The 21,288-nt window shown below is 66.3% G+C and carries 26 protein-coding genes; 14 read left to right on the top strand and 12 right to left on the bottom strand.

Going from position 1 to position 21,288, the window contains the following annotated elements; translation table 11 throughout:
• Window positions 1-19: 19 nt before the first annotated feature.
• Together AKJ09_RS15830 and AKJ09_RS15835 are read right to left on the bottom strand one after the other, a co-directional pair.
• Window positions 20-1,567, bottom strand: coding sequence for a two-component system sensor histidine kinase NtrB (locus AKJ09_RS15830; protein ID WP_169927566.1), 1,548 nt, complete (start codon window positions 1,565-1,567; stop codon window positions 20-22).
• A 126-nt stretch (window positions 1,568-1,693) separates the two neighbouring features.
• Window positions 1,694-2,998 (bottom strand): S1 family peptidase, encoded by a 1,305-nt coding sequence (locus tag AKJ09_RS15835; protein WP_146648038.1) that lies wholly within the window; start codon window positions 2,996-2,998, stop codon window positions 1,694-1,696.
• Window positions 2,999-3,267: 269 nt separating this feature from the next.
• Between AKJ09_RS15835 and AKJ09_RS15840 the strand changes: the two genes are divergently transcribed.
• From AKJ09_RS15840 to AKJ09_RS15850, 3 genes are all read left to right on the top strand, one after another.
• Window positions 3,268-4,104: a hypothetical protein gene (locus AKJ09_RS15840; protein ID WP_146648039.1), complete on the top strand. Its 837-nt coding sequence runs from the start codon at window positions 3,268-3,270 to the stop codon at window positions 4,102-4,104.
• A gap of 104 nt (window positions 4,105-4,208) precedes the next feature.
• On the top strand, window positions 4,209-4,793 hold the full coding sequence (locus AKJ09_RS15845; RefSeq protein WP_146648040.1) for a hypothetical protein: 585 nt from the start codon (window positions 4,209-4,211) through the stop codon (window positions 4,791-4,793).
• A gap of 22 nt (window positions 4,794-4,815) precedes the next feature.
• A complete protein-coding gene (locus AKJ09_RS15850; RefSeq protein WP_146648041.1) occupies window positions 4,816-5,352 on the top strand; it encodes a hypothetical protein in 537 nt (178 codons plus the stop codon).
• 18 nt (window positions 5,353-5,370) lie between these two features.
• Here the strand turns inward: AKJ09_RS15850 and AKJ09_RS52980 are convergent, their stop codons facing one another.
• Together AKJ09_RS52980 and AKJ09_RS52985 are read right to left on the bottom strand one after the other, a co-directional pair.
• Window positions 5,371-6,231, bottom strand: a complete 861-nt coding sequence (locus tag AKJ09_RS52980; RefSeq protein WP_169927567.1) for a menaquinone biosynthesis family protein — start codon at window positions 6,229-6,231, stop codon at window positions 5,371-5,373.
• Window positions 6,228-7,229: a hypothetical protein gene (locus tag AKJ09_RS52985; protein ID WP_169927568.1), complete on the bottom strand. Its 1,002-nt coding sequence runs from the start codon at window positions 7,227-7,229 to the stop codon at window positions 6,228-6,230. The genes AKJ09_RS52980 and AKJ09_RS52985 overlap by 4 nt, the downstream gene beginning before the upstream one ends.
• Before the next feature lie 93 nt (window positions 7,230-7,322).
• Here AKJ09_RS52985 and AKJ09_RS15860 point away from each other — a divergent pair, with 93 nt between their 5' ends.
• The 3 genes from AKJ09_RS15860 to AKJ09_RS15870 are packed head-to-tail and all read left to right on the top strand — an operon-like array spanning window position 7,323 to window position 10,264.
• Window positions 7,323-8,108 (top strand): fumarylacetoacetate hydrolase family protein, encoded by a 786-nt coding sequence (locus AKJ09_RS15860; protein WP_146648043.1) that lies wholly within the window; start codon window positions 7,323-7,325, stop codon window positions 8,106-8,108.
• Between the two features lie 12 nt (window positions 8,109-8,120).
• A complete protein-coding gene (locus AKJ09_RS15865) occupies window positions 8,121-8,996 on the top strand; it encodes a formylglycine-generating enzyme family protein (protein ID WP_146648044.1) in 876 nt (291 codons plus the stop codon).
• An 8-nt stretch (window positions 8,997-9,004) separates the two neighbouring features.
• Window positions 9,005-10,264, top strand: a complete 1,260-nt coding sequence (locus tag AKJ09_RS15870) for a competence/damage-inducible protein A (RefSeq protein ID WP_146648045.1) — start codon at window positions 9,005-9,007, stop codon at window positions 10,262-10,264.
• Between the two features lies 1 nt (window position 10,265).
• On the opposite strand, the gene AKJ09_RS15875 is transcribed toward AKJ09_RS15870, so the two are convergent.
• Complete coding sequence (locus AKJ09_RS15875) at window positions 10,266-10,679, bottom strand: organic hydroperoxide resistance protein (protein ID WP_146648046.1); 414 nt, start codon at window positions 10,677-10,679, stop codon at window positions 10,266-10,268.
• Complete coding sequence (locus AKJ09_RS15880) at window positions 10,676-11,128, bottom strand: MarR family winged helix-turn-helix transcriptional regulator (protein ID WP_146648047.1); 453 nt, start codon at window positions 11,126-11,128, stop codon at window positions 10,676-10,678. The genes AKJ09_RS15875 and AKJ09_RS15880 overlap by 4 nt, the downstream gene beginning before the upstream one ends.
• Before the next feature lie 137 nt (window positions 11,129-11,265).
• Between AKJ09_RS15880 and AKJ09_RS15885 the strand changes: the two genes are divergently transcribed.
• Entirely contained in the window at window positions 11,266-11,613 is a 348-nt protein-coding gene (locus AKJ09_RS15885; RefSeq protein WP_146648048.1) for a PilZ domain-containing protein, read from the top strand.
• 12 nt (window positions 11,614-11,625) lie between these two features.
• Here AKJ09_RS15885 and AKJ09_RS15890 read toward each other — a convergent pair whose 3' ends face one another.
• Genes AKJ09_RS15890 through rpe form a run of 3 tightly spaced genes read right to left on the bottom strand, consistent with a single transcriptional unit; the run spans window position 11,626 to window position 14,794 of the window.
• Window positions 11,626-12,654, bottom strand: a complete 1,029-nt coding sequence (locus tag AKJ09_RS15890; RefSeq protein WP_146648049.1) for a hypothetical protein — start codon at window positions 12,652-12,654, stop codon at window positions 11,626-11,628.
• 47 nt (window positions 12,655-12,701) lie between these two features.
• Complete coding sequence (locus AKJ09_RS15895) at window positions 12,702-14,114, bottom strand: hypothetical protein (protein ID WP_146648050.1); 1,413 nt, start codon at window positions 14,112-14,114, stop codon at window positions 12,702-12,704.
• The gene (gene rpe, locus AKJ09_RS15900; RefSeq protein WP_146648051.1) at window positions 14,111-14,794 is read right to left on the bottom strand and encodes a ribulose-phosphate 3-epimerase; all 684 of its coding nucleotides are present in this window, start codon (window positions 14,792-14,794) and stop codon (window positions 14,111-14,113) included. Before rpe ends, AKJ09_RS15895 begins: the two co-directional genes overlap by 4 nt.
• Before the next feature lie 143 nt (window positions 14,795-14,937).
• Here rpe and AKJ09_RS15905 point away from each other — a divergent pair, with 143 nt between their 5' ends.
• From AKJ09_RS15905 to AKJ09_RS15915, 3 genes are all read left to right on the top strand, one after another.
• Window positions 14,938-15,390: a GNAT family N-acetyltransferase gene (locus AKJ09_RS15905; protein WP_146648052.1), complete on the top strand. Its 453-nt coding sequence runs from the start codon at window positions 14,938-14,940 to the stop codon at window positions 15,388-15,390.
• Between the two features lie 180 nt (window positions 15,391-15,570).
• Window positions 15,571-16,425 (top strand): hypothetical protein, encoded by an 855-nt coding sequence (locus AKJ09_RS15910; protein ID WP_146648053.1) that lies wholly within the window; start codon window positions 15,571-15,573, stop codon window positions 16,423-16,425.
• Window positions 16,426-16,539: 114 nt separating this feature from the next.
• Window positions 16,540-17,067: a cyclic nucleotide-binding domain-containing protein gene (locus AKJ09_RS15915; RefSeq protein ID WP_146648054.1), complete on the top strand. Its 528-nt coding sequence runs from the start codon at window positions 16,540-16,542 to the stop codon at window positions 17,065-17,067.
• 49 nt (window positions 17,068-17,116) lie between these two features.
• Here AKJ09_RS15915 and AKJ09_RS54280 read toward each other — a convergent pair whose 3' ends face one another.
• Entirely contained in the window at window positions 17,117-17,422 is a 306-nt protein-coding gene (locus AKJ09_RS54280) for a hypothetical protein (protein WP_205633716.1), read from the bottom strand.
• A complete protein-coding gene (locus AKJ09_RS15925) occupies window positions 17,422-17,733 on the bottom strand; it encodes a hypothetical protein (protein WP_146648055.1) in 312 nt (103 codons plus the stop codon). Before AKJ09_RS15925 ends, AKJ09_RS54280 begins: the two co-directional genes overlap by 1 nt.
• A gap of 125 nt (window positions 17,734-17,858) precedes the next feature.
• Here AKJ09_RS15925 and AKJ09_RS15930 point away from each other — a divergent pair, with 125 nt between their 5' ends.
• From AKJ09_RS15930 to AKJ09_RS15945, 4 genes are all read left to right on the top strand, one after another.
• Entirely contained in the window at window positions 17,859-18,566 is a 708-nt protein-coding gene (locus AKJ09_RS15930) for an ABC transporter ATP-binding protein (protein WP_169927570.1), read from the top strand.
• Window positions 18,567-18,591: 25 nt separating this feature from the next.
• Window positions 18,592-19,611, top strand: a complete 1,020-nt coding sequence (locus tag AKJ09_RS15935; RefSeq protein WP_146648057.1) for a hypothetical protein — start codon at window positions 18,592-18,594, stop codon at window positions 19,609-19,611.
• 27 nt (window positions 19,612-19,638) lie between these two features.
• A complete protein-coding gene (locus AKJ09_RS15940) occupies window positions 19,639-20,070 on the top strand; it encodes a nitrous oxide reductase accessory protein NosL (protein WP_146648058.1) in 432 nt (143 codons plus the stop codon).
• A 76-nt stretch (window positions 20,071-20,146) separates the two neighbouring features.
• On the top strand, window positions 20,147-20,410 hold the full coding sequence (locus AKJ09_RS15945) for a hypothetical protein (protein WP_146648059.1): 264 nt from the start codon (window positions 20,147-20,149) through the stop codon (window positions 20,408-20,410).
• Window positions 20,411-20,566: 156 nt separating this feature from the next.
• On the opposite strand, the gene AKJ09_RS15950 is transcribed toward AKJ09_RS15945, so the two are convergent.
• Window positions 20,567-21,073 (bottom strand): CarD family transcriptional regulator, encoded by a 507-nt coding sequence (locus AKJ09_RS15950; RefSeq protein ID WP_146648060.1) that lies wholly within the window; start codon window positions 21,071-21,073, stop codon window positions 20,567-20,569.
• Between the last annotated feature and the right edge of the window lie 215 nt (window positions 21,074-21,288).

Genomic DNA, 21,288 nt, shown 5'->3' on the forward strand with positions numbered 1-21,288 from the left:
GGTCGCCTAGGATTTCCCGTCAGGACGGGACTTTCTCCGGCTCGCCCGTGAGCGTCGAGGCCGACGACGGCCGTGCCTCGGGGAGCTTCGTGGCGGCTTCCTTCGCCTTGGCGAGCACTTCGTGGCGGCACGGGTTCGGAAGCTTGGCCTTGAGCGCCTGCGCGAAGCTGGCGCACGCGGGCAGGACGACGGTGGCCGTGGTGCCGCGGCCGATGGAGCTGTCGAAGCGGAGCGTTCCGCCGTGCTGCTCGATAATGCCTCGTGCGACGGCGATGCCGAGGCCCGAACCGCCTTCCTTCGTGGTGAAGTAGGGCTTGCGGATGCGCTCGATGACCTCGGGGGCCATGCCCGCGCCGTGGTCGATCACCTTGATGTGGGCCGCGCCGTCGGCATAGCTCTTCGCGATCTCGAGCGTCACGCTGGCGCCGCGGGCCGAGGCCTGCATCGCGTTGAGCACGAGGTTCAGGAGTGCCTGGCGGAGCTTGCGCGTATCCGCGTTCAACGAGAGCTCGCGCGAACCGCGGACCTCGATGCTGACGCCCGCGTCGGCGGCACGCGTTTCGAGGAGCAGCCCGAGCTCGCGTGCGATGTCGTAGGGCTTCGTAGGGCCGATAGCCAGGTCATCGAGGCCGCGCGAGAAGGAGAGGAAGCCGTCGACGATGTCCTGGAGGCGCTCCGCCTCGCCCGCGACGATGGTGAGGCGCTCTTTGACCTTGGGGTCGTTCGAGCTGCGCGCCATGTGGGTCGAGAGGCCCTTGATGGCGGCGAGGGGGTTCTTCACTTCGTGCGCGAGACGCGCCGCGATGCCCTCGAGCGCGCGGGTCCGGCCTTCGCTCTCGTCGCAGAGCTCTTCGCGGCGGGCGTCGAGCTCGAGGGCGATGCGCTCGTAGGCTCGGCTGATGCCCATGCCGATCTTCACGCACGCGATGGTGGAGACGACGCCAGCGACGAGCGCGAGGGTGATGAACTCACTGCTCGCCCGTCCGTCGATGCGTCCGAGCGGGGCATAGATCTCTCCGATCGGCGAATGGGACGCAGCCGCCATGAAGCCGAGGCCACCGAGGAACCCCGCGAGCATCGCGTACCGTGAGCCCTCGAGCTCCGGGTTCATCGAGACCGAGAACAGGTACGGCACCGCCATCAGGAGAAGCGGGCTGGCGAGACCACCCGTGTTGGCGATCGAAGCGAGCATGCCGACGAGAGAGAGCGTCAGGCCGATGCGAATGCGCGTAGCGAACGCGCCCGCCGACTTCTCGATGAGCACGTAGCCGCACGTCGAGAGCCCATAGGCTGCAATCTGCAACCAAACGCGGGCGCCGGGCGCTCCACGGAAAAGCATGATGCCGAGGACGATGGCCTGGAACGGCATCACCATCGCGAAGCGCTTTCGCGACGTGACGTCGTGCATCTCGGCGAAGACGCGACGGCGGACCGCGATGAAGCGCGCCTTCTGGCGATCGGTGGCCGTGCTCGCGGCGCTGGCCTTGGGCTCGAGCGACGGCAAGGCGGCAGCGCTCGGCGCAGCCTCGCGATCGACTCGCGCAGTCGGAACGAGCTCCGTATCCATGATGTTTCCCGGAAGCATACCGCGCCGACCTTCCCTCTACGATGCCGCGCCGTTGGGAAGCGTTTCTCTCGTGAATCCTCGGGCGAAAGGGCGGTTCCGCACCGTCGCCCGAGCCACCTGCGCTCTTCAGCTATCGCGTGATTCCGAGGAGTTGCTGCGCCGACGCACGGCGAGAAGCCCGAGCGCGACCATGAGGCCGAGCTCGGCGCCGGCCCACGAGGTGCGCGTCTGTCCAGTGCTCGCCACCGCGCAACCCGACGTGGTCGTGGTGGTTGTCTGCGGCTTCGACGCTTCCGCCTTCTTCGGGAGGCACACGTCGCTCTCGCACACGTACCCGTCGGGACAGCTCGTCGCGTCCGTCGCGTCACACGCCGTCGAACAGGTGCTCTTGTCGTTGCTGTCCGTCGCGCAGACCGCGCTCTCGCACTCGCTGCCGTCCGTGCAGTCATCGCCGAAGCTTTTTGGCGCCGGAGTCGGGGGCGCTCCGCTGTCTTTTGCGCCCGCGTCCGCCTCCGGGGGAGCCGGCGCCGTCCAGGCGGGTTCGGGGTAGAGCTTCCAGTTGTTCGAGGCCTGCTTCACCGTGTTGATGATGAGATCGCGGTACGCGTCGAGGCGCGTGTAGATCGAGCCTACGCACTGGCCGTTCTCCTCGCCGCCGCGCGAGAGCACGCCGAACGACAAGGCACCGTTGCCGTCGGCCTTGGAGAACGTGTTGTCGTCGTAGGCGCTCGAACCGCTGTCGCCGCTGCACGTGCCGTCGCCGCCGATGAACTCGTTGTCGTTGATCACGCCGCCGCAATCGGCCTTCGGCGAGCCGGGAACGCAGAGCACCGGAATGCCCCGCTTGATGCGCCGCTGGCCGACGCCGGGCCCCTGGGGGCTCGTCACGCCGTAGCCGACGGCGGTGAACGAGTGAGAATAGATCGACTTCCACATCGGATACTGCACGCCGGGGACGATGGGCTTGGCCTCGGTCTCCTCGATCACATCGTCGAGAATGAGGAGCGCGATGTCGTGGCCGCAGATGTGGTCGTCGTCGGGGACGGCGTGGTCCATGACTTGGTGCCAACCGGTGGAGCCGCTCCACATCGACGCGTTCGTCGTGACGGAGAAGGTGCGGGCTTCCAGATCACCGAAGGTCGGGTTCTTGCTGCAATCGATGGTCTGCTCCGTCTTGTTGACGCAATGGCGCGCCGTCACGACGACGTTCGGCGCGATGAGCGCGCCGGAGCAGAATCCCTGGCACTGCCCGGGGCCGCTGCCGCCGATGCAGACGCCGACCGCGAACGGGTGCGCCGAGTCCAGCGTGCCACCTTGAATCGCCTGGGAGACCGCGGAGGCCTTGCCCTCTTTGGGCGCCGGGTCCGTCGACGAACACCCTGCTGCGAGAACCAACGAAAGCGCCCCCGCGCCGAGCCAAGCGAACCTCATCGAAGACGACCTTTCCGCGTAACTATGCAGACCGAAAGTACCCGCAGCCTCTGCGAATCAGGCAGGCCTGCGCGCGGGCGGGCACACTCTACGGGGACTTTGTTCAAGAGCAAACGACCGTGCGGTATGGCGCCCCGCGTCAGGCTAACTGCCGAATTGCGCCGCAAATTTGGCCGTTTCGAGGGTGCCGTGGCCTCCTAGCCCAGCAGCGAGCGAGCCGTCTTTTCGTGCACCGCGTTGCCGCAGATTTTTTTTCGAGGAGGCGATACGTGATGAGGTCTGCACTGTCGTTTGCGGTGGGTATCGCGCTGGCGCTGATGGCGCCTGCGGCGTTGGCGCAGGACAACCAGGGTGCCGCCGGTGCAGGCGTGTCGGGCTCCGTCAGTGGTGGCGCGCAGCTTCCGCCGCCGGCCGTGGCAGCCCCCGCCGCCGCGCCGGCTGCCGCGCCGGCTTCGGCCGCACGCGTCGACCCGGCGGACGACGCCATGTCGGATCACGAGAAGTACGCCGTTGGTCACTTCGCGGTCGGCTACCTCGGCTTCACGAGCATCCCGCTCGACGGCGTGCCCGCGGGCGTGTCGGCGCCGGTCATCGGCGCTCGTTACTGGCTCAACGAGAAGATCGGTATCGATTTCGGCGCCGGTCTCGGTCTCACGGGCGGCTCGACGGAGACGACGGCAGCCAACGTGACGACGACCAGGGACAAGGCCGGCGTCTTCGGTCTCGCCCTCCACGGTGGCGTGCCGATCGCTCTCGCGCACCAGAAGCACTACAAGTTCCTCATCGTTCCGGAGATCAACGTCGCCTTCGCGCACTCGAGCGAAGCGGTTCCGAACGCGAACGACATCTCGCACAATGGCTTCCACCTCGACGTGGGTGCGCGCGCCGGTGCGGAAGTCCACTTCGGCTTCATCGGCATCCCGCAGCTCGCTCTCCAGGCGACCATCGGCGCATTCCTCCGCACCGACCACACGTCGCGCTCGCAGGACTTGCCCGGCGGCACGGCCAAGGCCTCGGATACGACGACGGCGCTCGGAACGAGCGTTCAGAGCGATCCCTGGGCGCTGTTCGTGAACAACATCTCGGCGCTCTACTACTTCCCCTGAGAGGCGCGAGCGGTTCGCTCGAAGCAGCTCGACGAGCTACCGTTCTTGGCTGGGCGGGATCTTTCGCAAGGTCCCGTCCCGGCCCCTTTCTCGTAGAGATCATCATGCGAAAGAGCCTGAGCATCGTCTTCGCGAGTGGACTCGTCGCGAGCCTCGTGGCGTGTGGATCGGGATCGGTCGGAACGTACTCGTACGAACAAGCGTACGAAGGCCACCCCGGCGACTTCACTCCGCCGAGCGAGAGCAATCAGCAGCGGCCGCGGAACGGACAGCAGGCGAGCAACCCGCCGCGCACCTCGAGCGGCAGCAGCGTCGACGTGGCGCCGAGCGCAGGCTCGAGTGGCAGCAGCGGCTCCACGAACAGCAAGCCTGTCCTCGATGCGGGATCGAGCGGTACCAGTGGCACGACCAAGGGGGCCTGCAGCGTTTGCGGCGCTACGTATTCCTGTCAGGGGTTCGTGAGTGGTCAGGCCGGTGAGCCCCCCCTGCAGCAGACGTTCACCATCGGGCCCGCGAGCAACAACACCTGCGCCATCGCCGAGAGAGGCACCGCATCGCTGACGTGCGATGGCCGCGTGACGTCCTTGGATGGAAGCGTCTCCGGAAGTTGGACCGCGTCGAGCGGCGAGCTTCTCGTCACGCTCGACGAGTCAGGGACGACCACCACGTACGACTGTACGAAGCAGTAGCGAAATCACAGGTCGAGGCGTCATGCGCAGCAAGAGTTTCCTTCACGTCGTACTGGGTCTCGTCACGCTCCTCCCCGCCGCCGTCGCGTGCGGTTCGGGAACGTTCGGAACCGAATCAACGGGGTCGAACTGGGAAGATCATCCCGGTGACTTCAATGCGCCCACCCAGAGCAACCAGGAGCCCGCGCCCGGCAGTGGCTCGTGCCCCTGCGGCAACTCCTACGTCTGCACGATATCGGTGAATGGCAAATCGGTCTCGCAGACGGTCTCGTTCAACCCGAACGTCAACGGCCAATGCACGGTCGTCGGCGAAGAGAAGGATGGATCCCTCACGTGCAGCGGCCAGGTCCTCGACAAGGGCAAGTCCGTGGGCTCGTGGTCCGGCAACGCCAATCAATTCACCATCACGTCGACCGCTGGCAGCCAGACCGAGACGCTCTCGTGCGTGAGGACGTCCACTCCGTCGCCGAAGCCCACGGTCACGGACGACCCTCTCGTGACTCCGCCGTCGCCTCCGCCCTCACCGAGGACGACGGCGCTTCCCGCCGACGCCGGCTGAGAACTTCCCGCTCGCCCTTCAGGGAGCGAGCTCTGCGCGCGCGCCGTCGGGCAAAAGCCCTGCGGCGCGTCCGCGCGTGAAGAGCTCGTCGAGCGCACGGCGAACGTCTTCGGGGGCGTCGAGCGTGTCCGCGTTCGCGTACATCTCGAGGTAGCGATCGAGCGAAGCCGCATCGAGCCCGACGTCGCTGCGCGTCTCGGCGGCGAGGAGCGCCTTGGCCACTTCGTCTTTGTGTTCGAGCGCCCAACGGATCGACGTTCGGCAGATCCGCGAGACCTGTTCGACGAGCTCGGGCCCGAGCGCGCGACGAATCGCGTTGCCGCCGAGCGGAAGGGGAAGTCCCGACGTGACGCGGCTCCACTCTTCGCCGATGTCGATGACCTTCTGCGTGCCCTCACGCTCGTAAAAGAGCCGGCCTTCGTGGATGAGCAGAGCCGCTTCCACCTCGCCGTTCTTGAGCGCCTCGAACGAACGTGAATACGGCGCGATCGGCACGACGACCGGCTCGAACTCGCCGAGCAGCACGCGCAGCACCATGTACGCCGTGGTCCGCAGGCCCGGCACGCCGATGCGCTTGCCCTTGAGCGACTCGAGGGAACGCTGCCCGAGCGAGACCAGTACGGGCCCATAGCCGCGTCCGACGGACATGCCGTGTGGGAGAAGGAGATGTTCCTTCGCGACGCGCGCGTACTGGGCGACGGAAACCGCAATGACGTCGGCGCCGCCATGCTCGGCGCGCTCGTTGAGCGTCTCCGTGTCTGCGCGCTCGGCGGTGAAGGTCAGCCCTTCGCTGTCGACCTTGCCGTTCAGCAAAGGCCAGAACATGAAGATGTCGTCGCTGTCGGGTGAAAACGCGAGCTTGATGGTTCGGGTGGTCACTTGCACTCCATGCTTCGTAGGGCGTCGATCTCGGCCACGAGCGCCGCGTCGCTGACGAGCGTTTCGAGGGCTGCGTCGTCGATGCCGAGGGCGGACACGTCGTTGCTCGCGTTCAGGTAGAACCAGCCGCGATCCCAGACGCTCAGGATCGCCTGGCGCCAGCACTCCGAGCTCAACACCTCGTAGGCGTCCGGGTATTGCTCGTGCGCGATCTTCAGGTACCGCTCGATGTACCAGAGGAACGTGAGGATGCCGTCGCGTTCGGTCGCGCGCGTTCCGGCGTAGGCGTCGCGGAAGGCGTAGGCGCTGGCGAGCGAGTTGACGTACTGCGTTGCCTCCTCGAGCACCGAGTTGAAGCCCTGGTCGCCGCTCTCGAACGTGGCGTCGGTCGGGTCGCCGTCGAGATAGGTGTCCGCGTACATGTCGCAACCCTCGGCGGTCTTGTTCACGCACGCCGGTCGCGACGCGTAGTACCCATCCTTGCGGAGCAGGCTTCGGGCGAAGGTCTTGCCCTTGCGCGTGGTGGTGTCGCCGTCGCTGCAGGCGAACTCGAGATCGTCTCGAAGGACGTAGGCCCCGGTCTTCCCCGAGCCCTTGTCGAGGTCGAAGAAGTGGCCGCATTCGTGCACGATCGTGCTCGCCTGCTTGAGGACCGCAGGGCCGCTCGACGTGTCGTCGATGAAGCGATCGAAACAGCTGCCTTGCTGCGCGGGGAGGGTGCTCGAGAGACCGCCTTCCAGGATGTACTTGCCGAGCGGGAAACGAATGGCGAGCGCATCGAGCATGTACTGCTGCGCCTGCGTCTTCGAATAGGTGAGCGAGCTCAGATCGTCCGACGTGGGAAGGGCCTCCGTGTAGGCGGTGCCTTCACAGCCAACCTTGCCCGCCGTGCCAGCTCCCGATGTCGGCTTCTCCGACGACCCTCCGCCGTCGCTGCTGCTGCATCCTCCCAGCGCTCCGGCGAGGGAGAGGACCACGAAGGCAAAGAGGCTTTTCATGCCGATCATGCAAGCGCGGTCATGACACGGCCATCCTGGAATTCAAAGCCTGGCGTGCGTCCAGCCGCGTCTCTTTCTGCTACGGTCGCGCGCATGCGGATCGCGGCGCTGGAGAAAAACGGGAACACGGCTTTTTACGCGCTCGAAGGAGACCTTGCGCGTCGCATCGGTCCCATCGGTGGCAGCGCGCTCTCTCCGTTCGAAGGTGGCAAGCCCGAAGGGGAAGCCGTGCCGTGGTCGCCCGCCGAGTTGCGTGCGCCCGTGCGTCCCTCGAAGATCGTGTGCATTGGCCGCAACTACGCGGCCCACGCAAAAGAGCTCGGCAACGAAGTTCCGAAGGAGCCGATGCTGTTCTTCAAGCCGCCGTCATCGATCATCGGTCCCGGCGAGAGCATCGAGCTTCCGGTGGAGAGCGAGCGCGTCGATCACGAGGCGGAGCTCGGCGTCGTCATCTCGAAGCGCGTTCGGCGCATCTCTCGCGAAGACGCGATGAGCGCTGTCTTCGGTTACACGTGCGTGTGTGACGTCTCCGCGCGTGATCTGCAGAAGAAAGACGGTCAGTGGGCGCGTGCGAAGGGCTTCGACACGTTCTGTCCGGTCGGTCCCTGGGTGGAGACGGACATCGACCCGAGCGACCTCGCCGTCGAGTGCCGCGTCGACGGCCAGGTTCGTCAGCACGGGCGCACCTCGCAGATGATCTTCGACATCCCGGCCATCGTCGCGTACGTCAGCAACGCGTTCACCCTCGAGCCGGGCGATCTCATCGTGACGGGAACGCCCGAAGGCGTCGGTCCGCTCGCGGCCGGCAACGAGCTCACGATCGCCATCGAGCGCATCGGCGAGCTGACGGTGCGCGTGAAGAACGCTCCCCGCGTCTGATTTCAGGCTCGCGTGCGCCCAGCCGTCAAAGTCGTCACGGCCGCCGCCCTCGTCGTGGCGGTGCTCGGTGGGTTGCGCCTCGTCTCGACGCGCCTTTCGCCGGGCGAGAAGCCGTGCGGTCCCGGCTTTCACCGTGCGGGCCCACGGTGCTGCGCGGTCGCCTCGACGATGGCCGACGGGCTCTGTCCTGTCGGTCCCGTCGCCGAGTGTCCGGCCCCGCTCGTCGCGACGGCTCGCGGCTGCGATGCGCCCGACAGCGTCGTCGACGTTCCGGCGGTGAAGGTGCTCATCGGTCCGTCGGACTGGGAAGCCGAAGGGCGCGTGAAACCGCGCATTGTCGAAGCCGGGCCGCTTCGAATGGACCGCTTCGAGGTCTCCGTAGGCCATGCGTTCTGCCCGACGTGCCCGCTGCCGCGCCCTGCGATCTTCGAAAAGGTCGACCCGGCGCGCGCGGCCTCCGACGTCTCACGCGCCGAAGCTCGAGCCTACTGCAAGGCCAAAGGCGGTCGCCTTCCGACCGAGGACGAGTGGATCGTGGCGGCCGCCGGCGACAAGCCCCGACGCTACCCATGGGGTGACACCGGCGCGGTTTGCCGTCGTGGAGCTTGGGGTCTGACGACCGGACCGTGCGGGACGGGCGCGGTCGGACCGGACACCGTGGGGGCGCACGCGGATGGCGCCACGCCCTCGGGCATTCACGATCTGGCTGGAAACGTGGCCGAATGGGTGGAGTCCGAGAAGGACGCACGAACGGCTGTGGTTCGAGGCGGGGCTTACGACAGCGCTCTCGCCACCGACCTCAGGACCTGGAGGCGGAGCGAGGTCGCCGAAGACATCCGTTCGCCGTCGATAGGTTTCCGTTGCGCCTACGACGTTGCTGTACGCTGATCCATCCCATGACATGCGCCGTTCTTTCGATCGGGACCGAGCTCACACGCGGCGAGCTCGTCAACACGAACGCCTCGTGGCTCTCGGCGGCGCTGACCGACCTTGGTTTCGAGGTGATCGAGCAAGCGGTCGTCGACGACGAGAAGGAACGGATCGTCGCGACGGTCGAGCGTCTCTCGCGGTTGGTTCCGGTGATCGTGTGCACGGGCGGTCTTGGTCCGACGACCGACGACCTCACCACCGTCGCCGTCGCCTCGGCGCTCGGCGTCGGCCTCGAACGTGACGAGGCATCGCTCGAGCTCATTCGGCGTCGTCTGGAGAAGTTCGGTCGCACGATGAGCGATTCCAACGCCAAGCAGGCCGATTTCCCTGCGGGCGCCGCCATTCTCGCGAATCCGATCGGCACCGCGCCGGGCTTTGGGGTGACCTTGAACGGCACGCGTGCGTTCTTCATGCCGGGCGTGCCGCGCGAGATGAAGCGGATGTACGAAGAGCAGGTCGTTCCGCGCATCCGTGATCTCGCGCAGAAGGTGAGCCATCAGATCCACTTCCGAACCTTCGGCCTCCCCGAGAGCGTCGTGGGCGAGCGGCTCGCGGGCGTCGAGGAAGCGTTCCCCGGCGTCACGATCGGCTATCGCGCGCACTTCCCCGAGATCGAAGTGAAGGTTCTCGCGCGAGCGGCGCTCGGAGCGGACAAGAAGTCCACCGAAGATGCCGCTCGTGATCTCGCCGAGCGCGCCGCCGCCGAGGTGAAAACGCGCCTTGCGGACGTGATCTACGGCGACGGCGACGACACGTTTGCAGGCGTGGTGGGCCGTGCACTCCGCACGCGCGGCCTCACGCTCGCGATCGCCGAGTCGTGCACGGGCGGGCTCGTTGGCCACATGCTCACGAAGGAACCAGGCGCGAGCGACTACCTGCTTCTCGACGCGGTGACCTACGCCAACTCCGCCAAGCAGACGGTTCTCGGTGTCGACGAAGAGGTGCTTCGCGGCCACGGAGCCGTGAGCCCCGAAGTGGCGTGTCGAATGGCGGAAGGCGCGCGTCGCGTTGCGGGCTCCGACGTTGCACTATCCATCACCGGCGTCGCTGGGCCGACAGGTGGTACCGACGCAAAACCCGTCGGGCTCGTCTACCTCGCCGTCGCGACCGCGAAGGGCACCGTCGTGAAGGAGCGCCGTTTCCCCGGCGAGCGTTTCAACATCCAGACGCTCGCCGCGTACGTTGGTCTCGCGATGGTTCGCGACGCGGCCAACGAAGGTCGCTGACTCAGGCGACGGAGAGCTTCACCTCGACGTTGCCTCGCGTGGCGTTCGAATACGGGCAAACGCCGTGCGCCGCGTGCATGAGCTCGAGCGCTTGCTCCTTGCCGATCTCGGGCATCTTGCCTTCGAGCTCCACGGCGAGGCCAAAGCCCGAGTCTCCCTTGCCGATCGAGACCTTCGCGGTGATGTGAACCGGGCCCGTCACGATCTTCTGCTGGCTCGCGACGAGCTTCAGCGCGCTGCCGAAACAAGCGGCATAGCCTGCCGCGAAGAGCTGCTCGGGGTTCGTGCCCGCGCCGCCCGGCCCGCCGAGTCCCTTGGGGACGGCGAGCGCGAGATCGAGCTGTCCGTCGTCGCTCGAGACCTTGCCGTCTCGTCCTGCCGTTGCCGTTGCGACCGCCGTGTAGAGCACGTTCATGGATTGGATTCCTTTCGTGAATCGAGAAGGTTCTGCGTGAGTTTTCGGACCGTCTTCTGAAGGCGCACCAAGTCTTCCGCCGGCCCCCCGGTCTTGCAGAGCAGGGCCTTGGGGATCTCCGCTGCCGCCTTTCGGAGCCGTTTTCCAGCGGCGGTGAGGTGGACTTCGACGACACGCTCGTCCCCCGCGCTGCGCCGCCGTTCGATGACGCCCTGCGTTTCGAGGCGCTTCAGCAGCGGCGTGAGCGTGCCCGAGTCGAGATGTAGGCGCTCACCGATCTGTGACACACGGATGCCATCTGTCTCCCAGAGAACGAGAAGCACCAGGTACTGCGGGTAGGTAAGGCCGAGAGGTTCGAGCAGCGGTTGATAGGCCGCGGTCATCGCTCGTGACGCGGCGTAGAGCGCGAAGCAGACCTGGTTGTCGAGGAGCAGGCTGTCTTCGCCCATGCCTCGAAGGTAGCAACTGAAACGTTGCGCGCAATTGAGTTGTGCACAATTTAATTCGGAGGTCGCGGTTGAGCTGGCGAAGCTCGCCATGCTCGTGGACTCGAACATTCGAGATAGGGCACAGTAGGAGTTCCCCCATGAGTTCCGCCGAGCGCCGTCGTCATGTACGCGTGAAGCCCACGCCCGAGTTGCCTGCCCGCGCCGTGCTCGCCTCCGATGGGCCGGTTCGTGAAGCCATCGACGTCGTCGACGTCAGTGCCTCTGGTCTCGCTTTGAGCTCGTCTCGTTTGGCGACCGTCGCCACGGGCTCGCGTCTGGATCTGCGCCTCTCGCTCGACCGCTATGGCGATCACGACCTGCGTGTCGACGTTCGATGGAAGGCCGGCGAGCTCGTCGGCGTCGAGGTCGTCGAGCCGACCGACGAGGCCGCTCAGGCCATTCGTCGCTATGTCGGCGAGCTGCTCGAGCGCGGCGGCGCTTCCTAGTCACTCGGCAAGTCAACTCGCACGCGGCCGGTAGGCTCCGTGGAAACGATCCGTGTCGGCGGGGCCGTCGTCGGCCGTCTGGAACTTGGGCGGGGAGACCTGACGATCGACGTAGCCCCAGCGTGACGTGCTCTCGTCGTAGAACCAGGTGTCGCGCCGGTAGCCTCCGTAGCTGGCACCGTGCGGGCCGGCTCCCCACGACGAGTCGACCGCGATGACGTGAACCGGGCCGGGGCCGCTCATGAAGCTGCGAGCCTCGTCGCCGTAACGCTCGGCGAAGCGGTTCGCCATCGTCGGACCGACGACGTCGCGGCTGCGGACGATGACGTTGTGACCCCAGACCTCCGGCGGCTTCGGGTCGAGCGTCACGATGTCGCCAGGGCGCACTTCGGCAGGAGAAACCTTGGTGAAGGCTTTGTTGCGATCGAGACCGCGGAACGCTTCGAACCCCGCCTCTCCGATGTGCAGCTGCTTCGACGTGGCGCCCGTTGCGGCGAGCAGGGCCGTGCGCGTGTAGTTCGCGCAGTCGACGCCGATCCCCCATTCCCACTGCATCTGACGGATCCTCGAAGCCACGTCACCCGAGCCGGGCGGTAGCTTGCCGGCATTGATGAGGGCTTGGGTCACCTTGACGAGCTCGTCGGGGCTGGCGATTCCCATACGCACCTTGAAGCCACTCACGTGTGCCCCCGCCGCGAGGGCGTCGAGCTCGCTGGCGTGGCGCTCCATCGAGGCTTGGTTGGCTCCGCCGTTCATGCGGAACATCGGCGGCGCCGCCACCTGTTGGCCATCCACGAGATAAGGACCCGCATACGCGTCTCGCACCTCGTCGAGGCGGCGCGCGGCCGTCGTGTCGCTCGGGCGCTGGCCAGGATCGGCGGCACGCGCGCTCTCGCGAAGGCTCGCGTAGAACGCGTCGTGGTGCGGCGTGCTGGCGTTTCGCGCGAGAAGCTCGGCGCGTCGAGGTTCGGGCCTCGACGCTGCCGGTCGCTCGAGCTCTTCGTCACGGATTCGTTCGCTGCGGATGCCGTCGATACGCATGCCGGCCTTGTCGGCCGCGGTGCGTTCGAAGTTGTGTCAGCGAGAGGCTACTTCAGAACTTCGGTTGCCCAGGTCTTGGCCGTCGCGCACGTCGCGGTCGACGACCAGTTGGCGCCCGACGCTTTGGCAGGGCCGGCGAGCAGGACGACGTCGCGGTCTTTGCGCGCGAAGAGAAGCGGGCCCGTCTCTTTGCGGTCGAAGCAGATCGAGCTCGCATCCGCAAAGCTGGGATTGCCGAGCTTCTTCTTCAATGCCGGGAGGATCTTGCTCATCGCCCGCTCGGCGTAGCGTGCGTCGCTTTGGCCCTTGGCCTTGTCCGTCGCCGGGTCGTAGCGAAGGTGGACGGCGTAGGCGATTTCGTCGCCCTTGGTCCACGTGGACGTTCGATCGCCGCCCCAACCGGAGGCTGCGATCCGCGCGTCCGACGTGTCCATCCACTCGGCGAAGGTGAGCGCCAGGCCGAGCTCGCCGAAGGTGTCTTCGTCGTTCATCGTCCATCCCTCACCCAGCGTGCGCCCAGGCGGTGCCACGACGGAGAGGGCGGGTTCGGCGGCTTCCCACTTGTCGAGGTGGAGGATCTGCTCGGTGGTGGTCGGCACCTTCTCCCAGGCCTTGTCGACGAGGGCCCATCCACCCTTGCGGCGCAGGCCGTGGATGAACCCGAGCCCTTCGACGTACGGCGCGAGGAGCGACGTCCGGAGGATGTGCGGGACCGTTTTCACGTCACCGGTGTTCACGCCGCTCCTCATGAGCTCTTGGAGCGCGTTGTCCGGCATGTCGAGCGCGCTCTTCTGCGGCTTCATCAAGAAGTCCAGCATGAGGCTCGTCGCGTCGCCCTCGGCCAGGCACGCCGTGGCCATGGTCTCGTCGCCTCGGCCCGGCTTGTACACCGAGCGGGATTTGAGGTCCCAGCGCTGATCTTGGAGCGCATGCACGAGCTCGTGCGCGAGCGTTGCTTGCGCTTCGGGACCGTGCAGATCGGCTGCAAGATACATGGTTCCGTTCTTGGGCTCGTAGAAGCCCTCGAGCTGGGCCTCGAGGAGCTTCATCATCTCGCCGAGGTAGTCGAAGCTCGCGGGCGCGAAGCCCATGAGCTGGAGGGTCTGTCCCTCACGACGCAAAGCCTCGGGCGGGTATTCGCGAAGCGCCTTCTCTTTGACGGCGGCGACGAGCTCGTTGCGATCGAGTTTGACGCCCGGCACGCTGCGCACCGCAGCCACGCCTCGGAGCTCACTCACCTTCACGAGCGTCTTCGCGACGGCCTTCGAATCCTTCGATTCGAGCGAGGGCAGATTCGGCTTGGTTGCGCTCGAGTTCTCGTTCGTAGTCGGTGCCGACGCGTCTTTGGTTGCGGCGGCGACGGGAGCTTGCACCGGTTCGGCGGCGCTCGGGGTGGGCGAGCCGGAGCACGACAGGAGGCCGAGAATCGCGGCGATGCCGCCCACCTTCCGGACCGTCACGCGCGCTCACCCGCGGCGCGGAGCTTGGCGATCGCTCCTGCGTAATCCTTCGTGTTGAAGACGGCGTTGCCGGCGACGAGAACGCGAGCTCCTGCGGCAATCGCTTCCGGCGCGGTGTCCGGCGTGATTCCGCCGTCGATTTCGAGGTCGATGTCGCGCCCCGTGGCGTCGATCATCGAACGAATCGCGCGCACCTTCGGCAGCACCTCGCGGATGAACGATTGCCCGCCGAAGCCGGGGTTCACGCTCATCACGAGGACCTGATCGACGACGTCCATCACGTACTTGATGGTGTCCTCGTTGGTGCCGGGGTTCAACGTCACGCCGGCCCGCTTTCCGAGCGAACGGATGTGGCAGAGCGTGCGATGCAAGTGAACGCTCGCTTCGACGTGGACGGTGATCGTGTCGGCGCCCGCTGCGGCGAAGTCTTCGACGTAGCGCTCGGGCTCGACGATCATGAGATGCACGTCGAGCGGAAGCTTCGTGACCTTGCGGATGGCTTTGACGACGGGCGGTCCGATCGTGATGTTCGGGACGAAGCGGCCGTCCATCACGTCGACGTGCAACCAGTCCGCACCCGCTTTCTCCACAGCGGCAATCTCCTCCGCGAGCCGGACGAAGTCCGCCGAGAGGATCGAGGGGGCGATGAGAATACGAGGCTCTTTGGTCGTTTGAGTCATGGCACAGGTTCGGGCTTGCAGGCCGCGCCCTGCTCTTACCACACGGGGCTCGCGCGAGGCGGTGGGCGGGTGGCCGTGGATGGCGCTGGGGCCGCTGTGAGGGGTTGCGCTCCAACTGCTTCTGCGGAAGGCTTGGCGTTGAGATGCAGACCCGCAAGATCACCAAGGCCGACTTCGACCAAATCGTCGAGGTCATCGACCGATGGTGGGGCGGCCCAATCAGCACCTTTGCTCATCCGATCTTCTTCTACGAGCTGGGCGATCACGCGCTCGTGGTCGAGGATGAGGGCCGTCTCATCGGGTTTTTGCTGGGGTTCGTTCATTCCAAAGCCCCGAAGACGGGCTACGTGCACCTCGTGGGCATCCATCCGGACTACCGGCGCAAGGGCGTCGGCCGGCTGCTTTACGAACAGTTCACGGAGCGCTGCCGTTCGGCCGGCTGTGAGCGGATGAAAGCCATCACGACGACCGGCAACGACGGGTCGATTCGCTTCCACCAAGCGGTGGGGTGGACCGCGACCGAGGTCGAAGACTACGCGGGGCCTGGACGCCGTCGCATCGTCTTCACGCGTGACCTCGGTCCGGCACCGAACTGACCGCTCGCTCGCGGAAGACGAGCGAGACTCCATCCCGACAGGGACTTTGTAGGAGTCCCGCGTTCGTCTCTCGCCGCTCCGGATCGCCCAGAGCCGTGCCGGGCACCACGTGATGGTGCTACAAATTTCGCGGCTCGCATGATGTCGTCGCGATCACGAGTCGGTTTTGGGTTGGTCGCGTTGTCGAGAGCGTTTCTCACGAGCGCCAGTCGCGCCACGAGCGTGACCAGCGCCGCGACCGTGATCAGCGCCGTGCTCGTCGGGGTGTCGGCCTGCTCGTCGAGCGATCGTGCCCCGTTCGAGGACCCCGACGCCGGCGCGACTCCCAGCGAACAGCCGCAGCAGGCCGCGCCGTCGAAGAGCTCGCAAGACGAACCGGTGAACACCGAATCGGACGCCGGACCGGCGGTCGTGCCCTGCGCGGACCTCACGCCGGGTGCGGCATGCGGCCTGTTCCCTCAATGCGGGTGCGCAGCCAACGAAACGTGTGACGTCGCCGATCTCTCGGGAGCCGTCCGCTGCATTGCCGCCGGGCGAGCCCCGATGGGCTCACCGTGCACTTCGACGGCGGGCTGCGTGCGTGGGACGTCGTGTGTCTTCGGAACGTGTCATGCCCTTTGCGGGAATGCGGGCGCCACCTGCACCGAAGCGAAGACGGGGACCTGCTTCCAGGTCAAAGGCACGAACGCTGCGCCCATTCCGAACTTCCAAGTCTGCTCGGTGAAGTGTGATCCACGCGACGCGACCGCGTGTGGCGGTTCGACGGCCGCGGGCACGGGCGTCTGTGTCGTCGGCGACGACGGTTCGACCGACTGTCAGAAGGGTGGCACCCGTGCTGACCATCAAAGCTGCTCGGCGACGGACGATTGCGGGCCGGGACTGGTCTGCACCACGGTCACCTCGGGTGGCACCACGACGAATACGTGCCGGCGCTGGTGTCAGGTCGGCAAGTCGGATTGCGGTTCAGGCAAAACCTGCAGCGGCTTCGGGACCGCGGTCAAGATCGACGGGATCGAATACGGCGTGTGTCCCTGACGTAGCGCCAGGGTTCCCTGTGACCGCTCGGCGCCGAAATTGGCCGGATCGCGTGGCAGATCGATGCTCTCGCGCTGGACACCGGCCTCGTTCGGCGCGATGTCTGTGAACACGATGTCTTCCGTCAAACCGCCGCGACGAGACGAGCCCGGGGTGACCATCGCGCAGCTGCGAGAGGTCGGTCTTTTCGGTGCGCTTTCGGACGAGTTTCTCGATCACCTCGTGGCCACGCTAACCGTCCAGCGCGTCATGCCGGGGGACACGATCTTCCGCGAGGGCGATCCGGCGCGCGAGATGTACGTGGTGCTCGACGGCGAGATGGAAGTCCTCAAGCGCAGCCGTCGCGGACGCGAGACGCGCGTGGCGATCCTTGGTCCGAACGACAGCTTTGGCGAGATGTCGATCATCGACATGCAGCCGCGATCGGCGACCGTGCGCGCCCTTGGTGCAGCGCGCCTTCTGAAGATCTCGACCGAGGAGATGGACGCGCTCTACCGGCACGACCTCAAGTCGTACTCGCTGATCGTGCTGAACCTTGCGCGCGACCTCTCGCGGCGCCTTCGCGTGACCGACGGTCTGCTCGCGGACATCACCGCGAACGTGCTCGAAGAGTACGTGCAGACGCCCGCCGGCAAGCGCTGACCGCCGTTCAGCCGGCGTCATCGTCGTCGAGGCGAGCGCTGACCCGCGTTCAGCCGGCGTCGTCGTCGTCGGTGATGCCGCCGTCGTCACCCGCGTCGACGTCGGCGTCGCCCGCGTCCGAACCCGCATCGCCAGCGTCGTCGTTGCTCGGCCCCTCGACGCCGCTATCGCTGGAAGTAGGGGCCCCCGAGTCCTCCATCGTCGTCGGCGGCGGAAGCCCGTTCTCGCCGCCGGAGGGGCCCGTCGTGGTGCCGTTGCCGTCAATGGGTGGCAAAGGCTGAGGGTTCAAGTCGCAGGCCGCCGCGCTGGCGAGTACCAGCAAGGTGGCCAGCGCGATGAGCCAAAAGCGACGCATCAGCCGCCGTCTCCGCAGGAGGCGTCGGGATCGACGAGGGGACCGGCCTCTTCGCCACCGTCGGTATCGAGCGTCTGGCCCGCGTCAGGGCAGTCCGCTTCGGCGTCGGCGGGTTCCCCGGTGGCTGTCCCTGCGTCTACCGACGCGCCTGGCGACGACGGATCGGCACCGAAGTCGCCACTGCCTCCGTTCTTGTCGCCTCCGCCGGGCGGCAGCGGTTGCGGATTGAGCTCTCCGTCCGTCGCACACGCCTGCACGCCGACGAAGGCGGCGAGGCACACGGACAGTAGGAAAACGCGACGCGAGCTCATCGAAGACCGGGGCTGGATGGAAGCATTGCCGATGCCAGCAAGAAACTCCAAAGGAAATGCTTGTCGGACCTCCTCGATCCACGACAGCTTGCCGGTTCGTGGCTCACGTTGGCACAATCGCGCGCGTGTCCTCTCTGGCAGCCGCCGCTCCTTCGGTCAAAGCGCTGAGCGTCACGGATGTCGTCAAACGCATCTGGGACGGTCACGAGAAACGCACGATCCTCGACGGGGTCTCCTTCGATCTTGCCCGCGGCGAGCTCGTGATCGTTCGCGGCCCGAGCGGCAGCGGTAAGACGACGCTGCTTGCCATCGTGGGGGCCATGCTTTCCCCGACGAGCGGAGAGGTCCACATCGACGGGGAGGCGACCTCGCGGCTTCGCGAGGGACATCGCGCCGAGATTCGACGGCGGAAAGTGGGCTTCGTTTTCCAGGATCTCCAGCTCGTCGATGGGCTGACGGCGCGCGACAACGTACTTCTGCCGTGCGTACCGGACGGCGTTCGCAAAGCGGACGAGGTCCGGGCCGACGCTTTGCTTGAACGGTTCGGGCTGACGAGTGTTGCCCACGGTCGAGCACGCAGCTTGTCCGGCGGCGAACGCCAGCGCGTGGCGCTCGCGCGGGCGCTCATCAACGATCCCGCGCTTCTGGTGCTGGACGAGCCGACGGCCCACCTCGACGACGAGCGCGCGACGACGATTGCAGCAGAGCTCTCTGCCGTTGCGCGCGACGGTCGAGCCGTTCTGGTCGCGACCCACGACGCCCGCGTGACCAACAGTAAGGGCGTCACCCGTGTTCTCGACCTTGCCGGGGGGCGCGTGAAGCCCCAGTCTTGAGGCCGATGTTTCGCCGGGGCACGCCGTGAATCTCCTCGAGCCGTGGGTGCTTTTGCGCCTCGTGGCCGGCGTCGTGGCGTGCGTCCTGTTCGGGCGAGGGGCCATGACGGCCCAGAAGGTCCTTCGCCACTTCGACGTGCGGCGGGCTACCGAGGGCCAGCTTGCACTCGAGAAGCGCATCGAGCTGGCCTCGACGTTCGTGCGCGTCGGCGCGGTCATCCAAGTGCTCGCGCTCGTGCTCAGCGTGCTTGGTGCGGATCGAATGAGTCGCGGCGTTCGCGGCGCGATGTGCGCCTATGGTGTCTTCGGGGCCAACGAGTGGGGCTTCCGTTCGCTCGCCGTGACCGGCATTGCGGCCCTCGCCGGTGGCGTGCTTGCCCAGATCTACGCGTTCGACGGGCGCGTCCGAGCCCTCGATCTGGCTCGCCCGCTTTCGCTCCTGACGCTGGCGATGTTTCCGCTTTCGATCGTCGACCTCGCCCTGTCGTCGACCTTCCTCGGCAAGCTCGACCTCACGGTGGTCGCATCGTGCTGCTCCGTGCAGCTCGATCCGGTGGCGGCGGCGGGCGAGGGGTTCGCGTCTGGCCCACGCATTCTGGCGACGGTCCTGGCCATCGTCGGAACGGTCGCCTCCGCGGCCGTCGCTCTTCTCGCGGCGAAGGTGCCGACGAAAGGCCGTATTGCCCTCGCGGGAGGCATTTCGCTTCTCACGTTGCCTGTCGCGCTCGCCGCTTCGGTGCTCGAAGTGGCGCCACATGCCTTCGAGGTTCCGCATCACGTTTGCCCGTTCTGTCTCTTGCGGAGCGACGTTTTTGCGATTGGTTATCCGCTCTTCGGTGCGCTGTTTTTGGCTGCCGTCTGGGCGGTGGGGGCGGGCGTCAGCGCGCTCCTCTCGCGAACCTCAGCCGCAACGGACGCTCTTTTCCCCTTCGCGCGCGAGAAGCTCCGCCGCGGCGCATTCGCCTGGGCACTTGCCTTCGCCCTCGGCGCACTTCCCGTCGCACGCTACTTCGTGGTCAGCGGCGGCGCCTCGCTCTTCCACTGAAACAGGTCGTTTGACGAGTCCCTGCGAATGAACCGACGCTCCTTCGTTCTCTCCGCCGCCAGCGCCATTCTCGGCGCTTCACTCTCCTTTGCGTGCAAGCGCGAGGAGCGCTGCAAGAACTGCGGCATGCGCATCGACCCGACGAGCGCCTGGCGCACCGAGCTCATTTCGGAGGATGGAAAAGTCACCTCCTTCGACACCCCGCGCTGCGCCTTCCAATCGTGGCGAAGTGGCGTTTCCCCCGCAAAAACGCTGCGAGTTCAGGACTATTACGACCGGCAATGGCGTGAGGGCAGCAGCCTTCGCTTCATGATCGGGGGCGACGTGACCGGGCCGATGGGGCCCGACCTGGTGCCGGTCGATCCCTCCCGCGCGTCGAAGTTCATTCAGGATCACGGAGCCGAACGCGCGCTCCGGGAAGACGAAGTCACCACGTCTCTGCTCGCCAACCTCAAGTGACTGCCGAATCGACCGGGCTCTAGCGGGGGCTCCCTTGAAGGTTCGCGATTCCGCGTTAGCGTTAGGGACTCGCATCATGACCCGCCCCGCGATTCCCGAAGCCGTCACGACTCCTCCCCCGCCACTGCCTCCACGCATCCGGCGAACTCTCGAGCTCGTCTACGGCGTGGAAGGCGTCACTGCCGCGCGCGTGTGGCACTGGCCGGGCCGCGTTTCCGTGGGCGTTCGTCCCGCGATGCTCTCGGCCCCATCGGAGCTTCTCCGTCGCGTCGAGTCGGCCGTCGCCGGACTCCGCGAACCGGACGAGACGTGGGACTTCGGGTTGCTCGACTCGGACTGACATCGAACTTCGAAGTTCGGATTTTCGAAGAGGAATTTCGAAATGCGAAAACGCGCGCTGGCGAGATTGCCGGCGCGCGTTTCTTCGTTCTTTCTTCGGTTCTCGACGGATCGAGATGCGCGCGAATCCTCGATGCTTCGCGCGCGTTTTGCCGAATCAGTTGCTGATGAAGATCGACTCGATCTCCGTCTTCACTTGCTCTTCGGTCTGCTCGCGGGCAATCGCGATTTCCTTCACGATGAGCGTGCGAGCCGTATCGAGCATGCGGCGCTCGCCGAACGAGAGCTGCTTGTCGGTCTTGAGACGGTAGAGATCGCGCAGCACCTCGGCCACGTCGTAAATCGAGCCCGTCTTGATCTTGTCCATGAACCCGCGATAGCGACGGTTCCAGGTCTGGTTGTCGAACGCGATCGTGCGTTCCTTCAGAATGTCGAAGATCTCGCGGATCTCCTGCTCGCTGATGACCTGACGGAGACCAACGGCGCTGGCATTCGAGACCGGAACCATGATCTTGCGGTCGGTGTCGAGGATGCGGAGAACGTAGAACCGCTGGCGGTTGCCGGCGATGTCCTTCTCCTCGATCTTGATGACCTCAGCCACGCCCTGTGCGGGGTAGACAGCCTTGTCACCAACCTTGAACTTGATGTCCGTTCCAGCCTGCATAGCGTCTCCTTCGCGTCGAATTCGTCCTGGTGCTCGTTCCAACCAACCGCTTCTATTTGTTCGGTCTGCCGGAGGGCCCGGACCCGTTCGCATGCAGAGTGCACACGAAACGCCTCACCTAGAAGGCCACTGCGATAAGCAACGCCGCCTGCTTCGCTTTCGAACGATTCTTTGATGAGAAAGATCCGAGAACGAGACCGGCAAGCTCTGCCGAG

The sequence above is a fragment of the Labilithrix luteola genome (assembly GCF_001263205.1).
In the GTDB taxonomy this organism is placed as follows: domain Bacteria; phylum Myxococcota_A; class Polyangia; order Polyangiales; family Polyangiaceae; genus Labilithrix; species Labilithrix luteola.

Bases quoted from the DNA above. Each gene is read 5' to 3' on its own strand.
- AKJ09_RS15830 (WP_169927566.1), bottom strand. From the start codon at position 1,567: ATGGATACGGAGCTCGTTCCGACTGCGCGAGTCGATCGCGAGGCTGCG.
- AKJ09_RS15835 (WP_146648038.1), bottom strand. From the start codon at position 2,998: ATGAGGTTCGCTTGGCTCGGCGCGGGGGCGCTTTCGTTGGTTCTCGCA.
- AKJ09_RS15845 (WP_146648040.1), top strand. From the start codon at position 4,209: ATGCGAAAGAGCCTGAGCATCGTCTTCGCGAGTGGACTCGTCGCGAGC.
- AKJ09_RS15850 (WP_146648041.1), top strand. From the start codon at position 4,816: ATGCGCAGCAAGAGTTTCCTTCACGTCGTACTGGGTCTCGTCACGCTC.
- AKJ09_RS52985 (WP_169927568.1), bottom strand. From the start codon at position 7,229: ATGAAAAGCCTCTTTGCCTTCGTGGTCCTCTCCCTCGCCGGAGCGCTG.
- AKJ09_RS15860 (WP_146648043.1), top strand. From the start codon at position 7,323: ATGCGGATCGCGGCGCTGGAGAAAAACGGGAACACGGCTTTTTACGCG.
- AKJ09_RS15870 (WP_146648045.1), top strand. From the start codon at position 9,005: ATGACATGCGCCGTTCTTTCGATCGGGACCGAGCTCACACGCGGCGAG.
- AKJ09_RS15875 (WP_146648046.1), bottom strand. From the start codon at position 10,679: ATGAACGTGCTCTACACGGCGGTCGCAACGGCAACGGCAGGACGAGAC.
- AKJ09_RS15880 (WP_146648047.1), bottom strand. From the start codon at position 11,128: ATGGGCGAAGACAGCCTGCTCCTCGACAACCAGGTCTGCTTCGCGCTC.
- AKJ09_RS15885 (WP_146648048.1), top strand. From the start codon at position 11,266: ATGAGTTCCGCCGAGCGCCGTCGTCATGTACGCGTGAAGCCCACGCCC.
- AKJ09_RS15890 (WP_146648049.1), bottom strand. From the start codon at position 12,654: ATGCGTATCGACGGCATCCGCAGCGAACGAATCCGTGACGAAGAGCTC.
- rpe (WP_146648051.1), bottom strand. From the start codon at position 14,794: ATGACTCAAACGACCAAAGAGCCTCGTATTCTCATCGCCCCCTCGATC.
- AKJ09_RS15905 (WP_146648052.1), top strand. From the start codon at position 14,938: ATGCAGACCCGCAAGATCACCAAGGCCGACTTCGACCAAATCGTCGAG.
- AKJ09_RS15915 (WP_146648054.1), top strand. From the start codon at position 16,540: ATGTCTTCCGTCAAACCGCCGCGACGAGACGAGCCCGGGGTGACCATC.
- AKJ09_RS54280 (WP_205633716.1), bottom strand. From the start codon at position 17,422: ATGCGTCGCTTTTGGCTCATCGCGCTGGCCACCTTGCTGGTACTCGCC.
- AKJ09_RS15925 (WP_146648055.1), bottom strand. From the start codon at position 17,733: ATGAGCTCGCGTCGCGTTTTCCTACTGTCCGTGTGCCTCGCCGCCTTC.
- AKJ09_RS15940 (WP_146648058.1), top strand. From the start codon at position 19,639: ATGAACCGACGCTCCTTCGTTCTCTCCGCCGCCAGCGCCATTCTCGGC.
- AKJ09_RS15945 (WP_146648059.1), top strand. From the start codon at position 20,147: ATGACCCGCCCCGCGATTCCCGAAGCCGTCACGACTCCTCCCCCGCCA.
- AKJ09_RS15950 (WP_146648060.1), bottom strand. From the start codon at position 21,073: ATGCAGGCTGGAACGGACATCAAGTTCAAGGTTGGTGACAAGGCTGTC.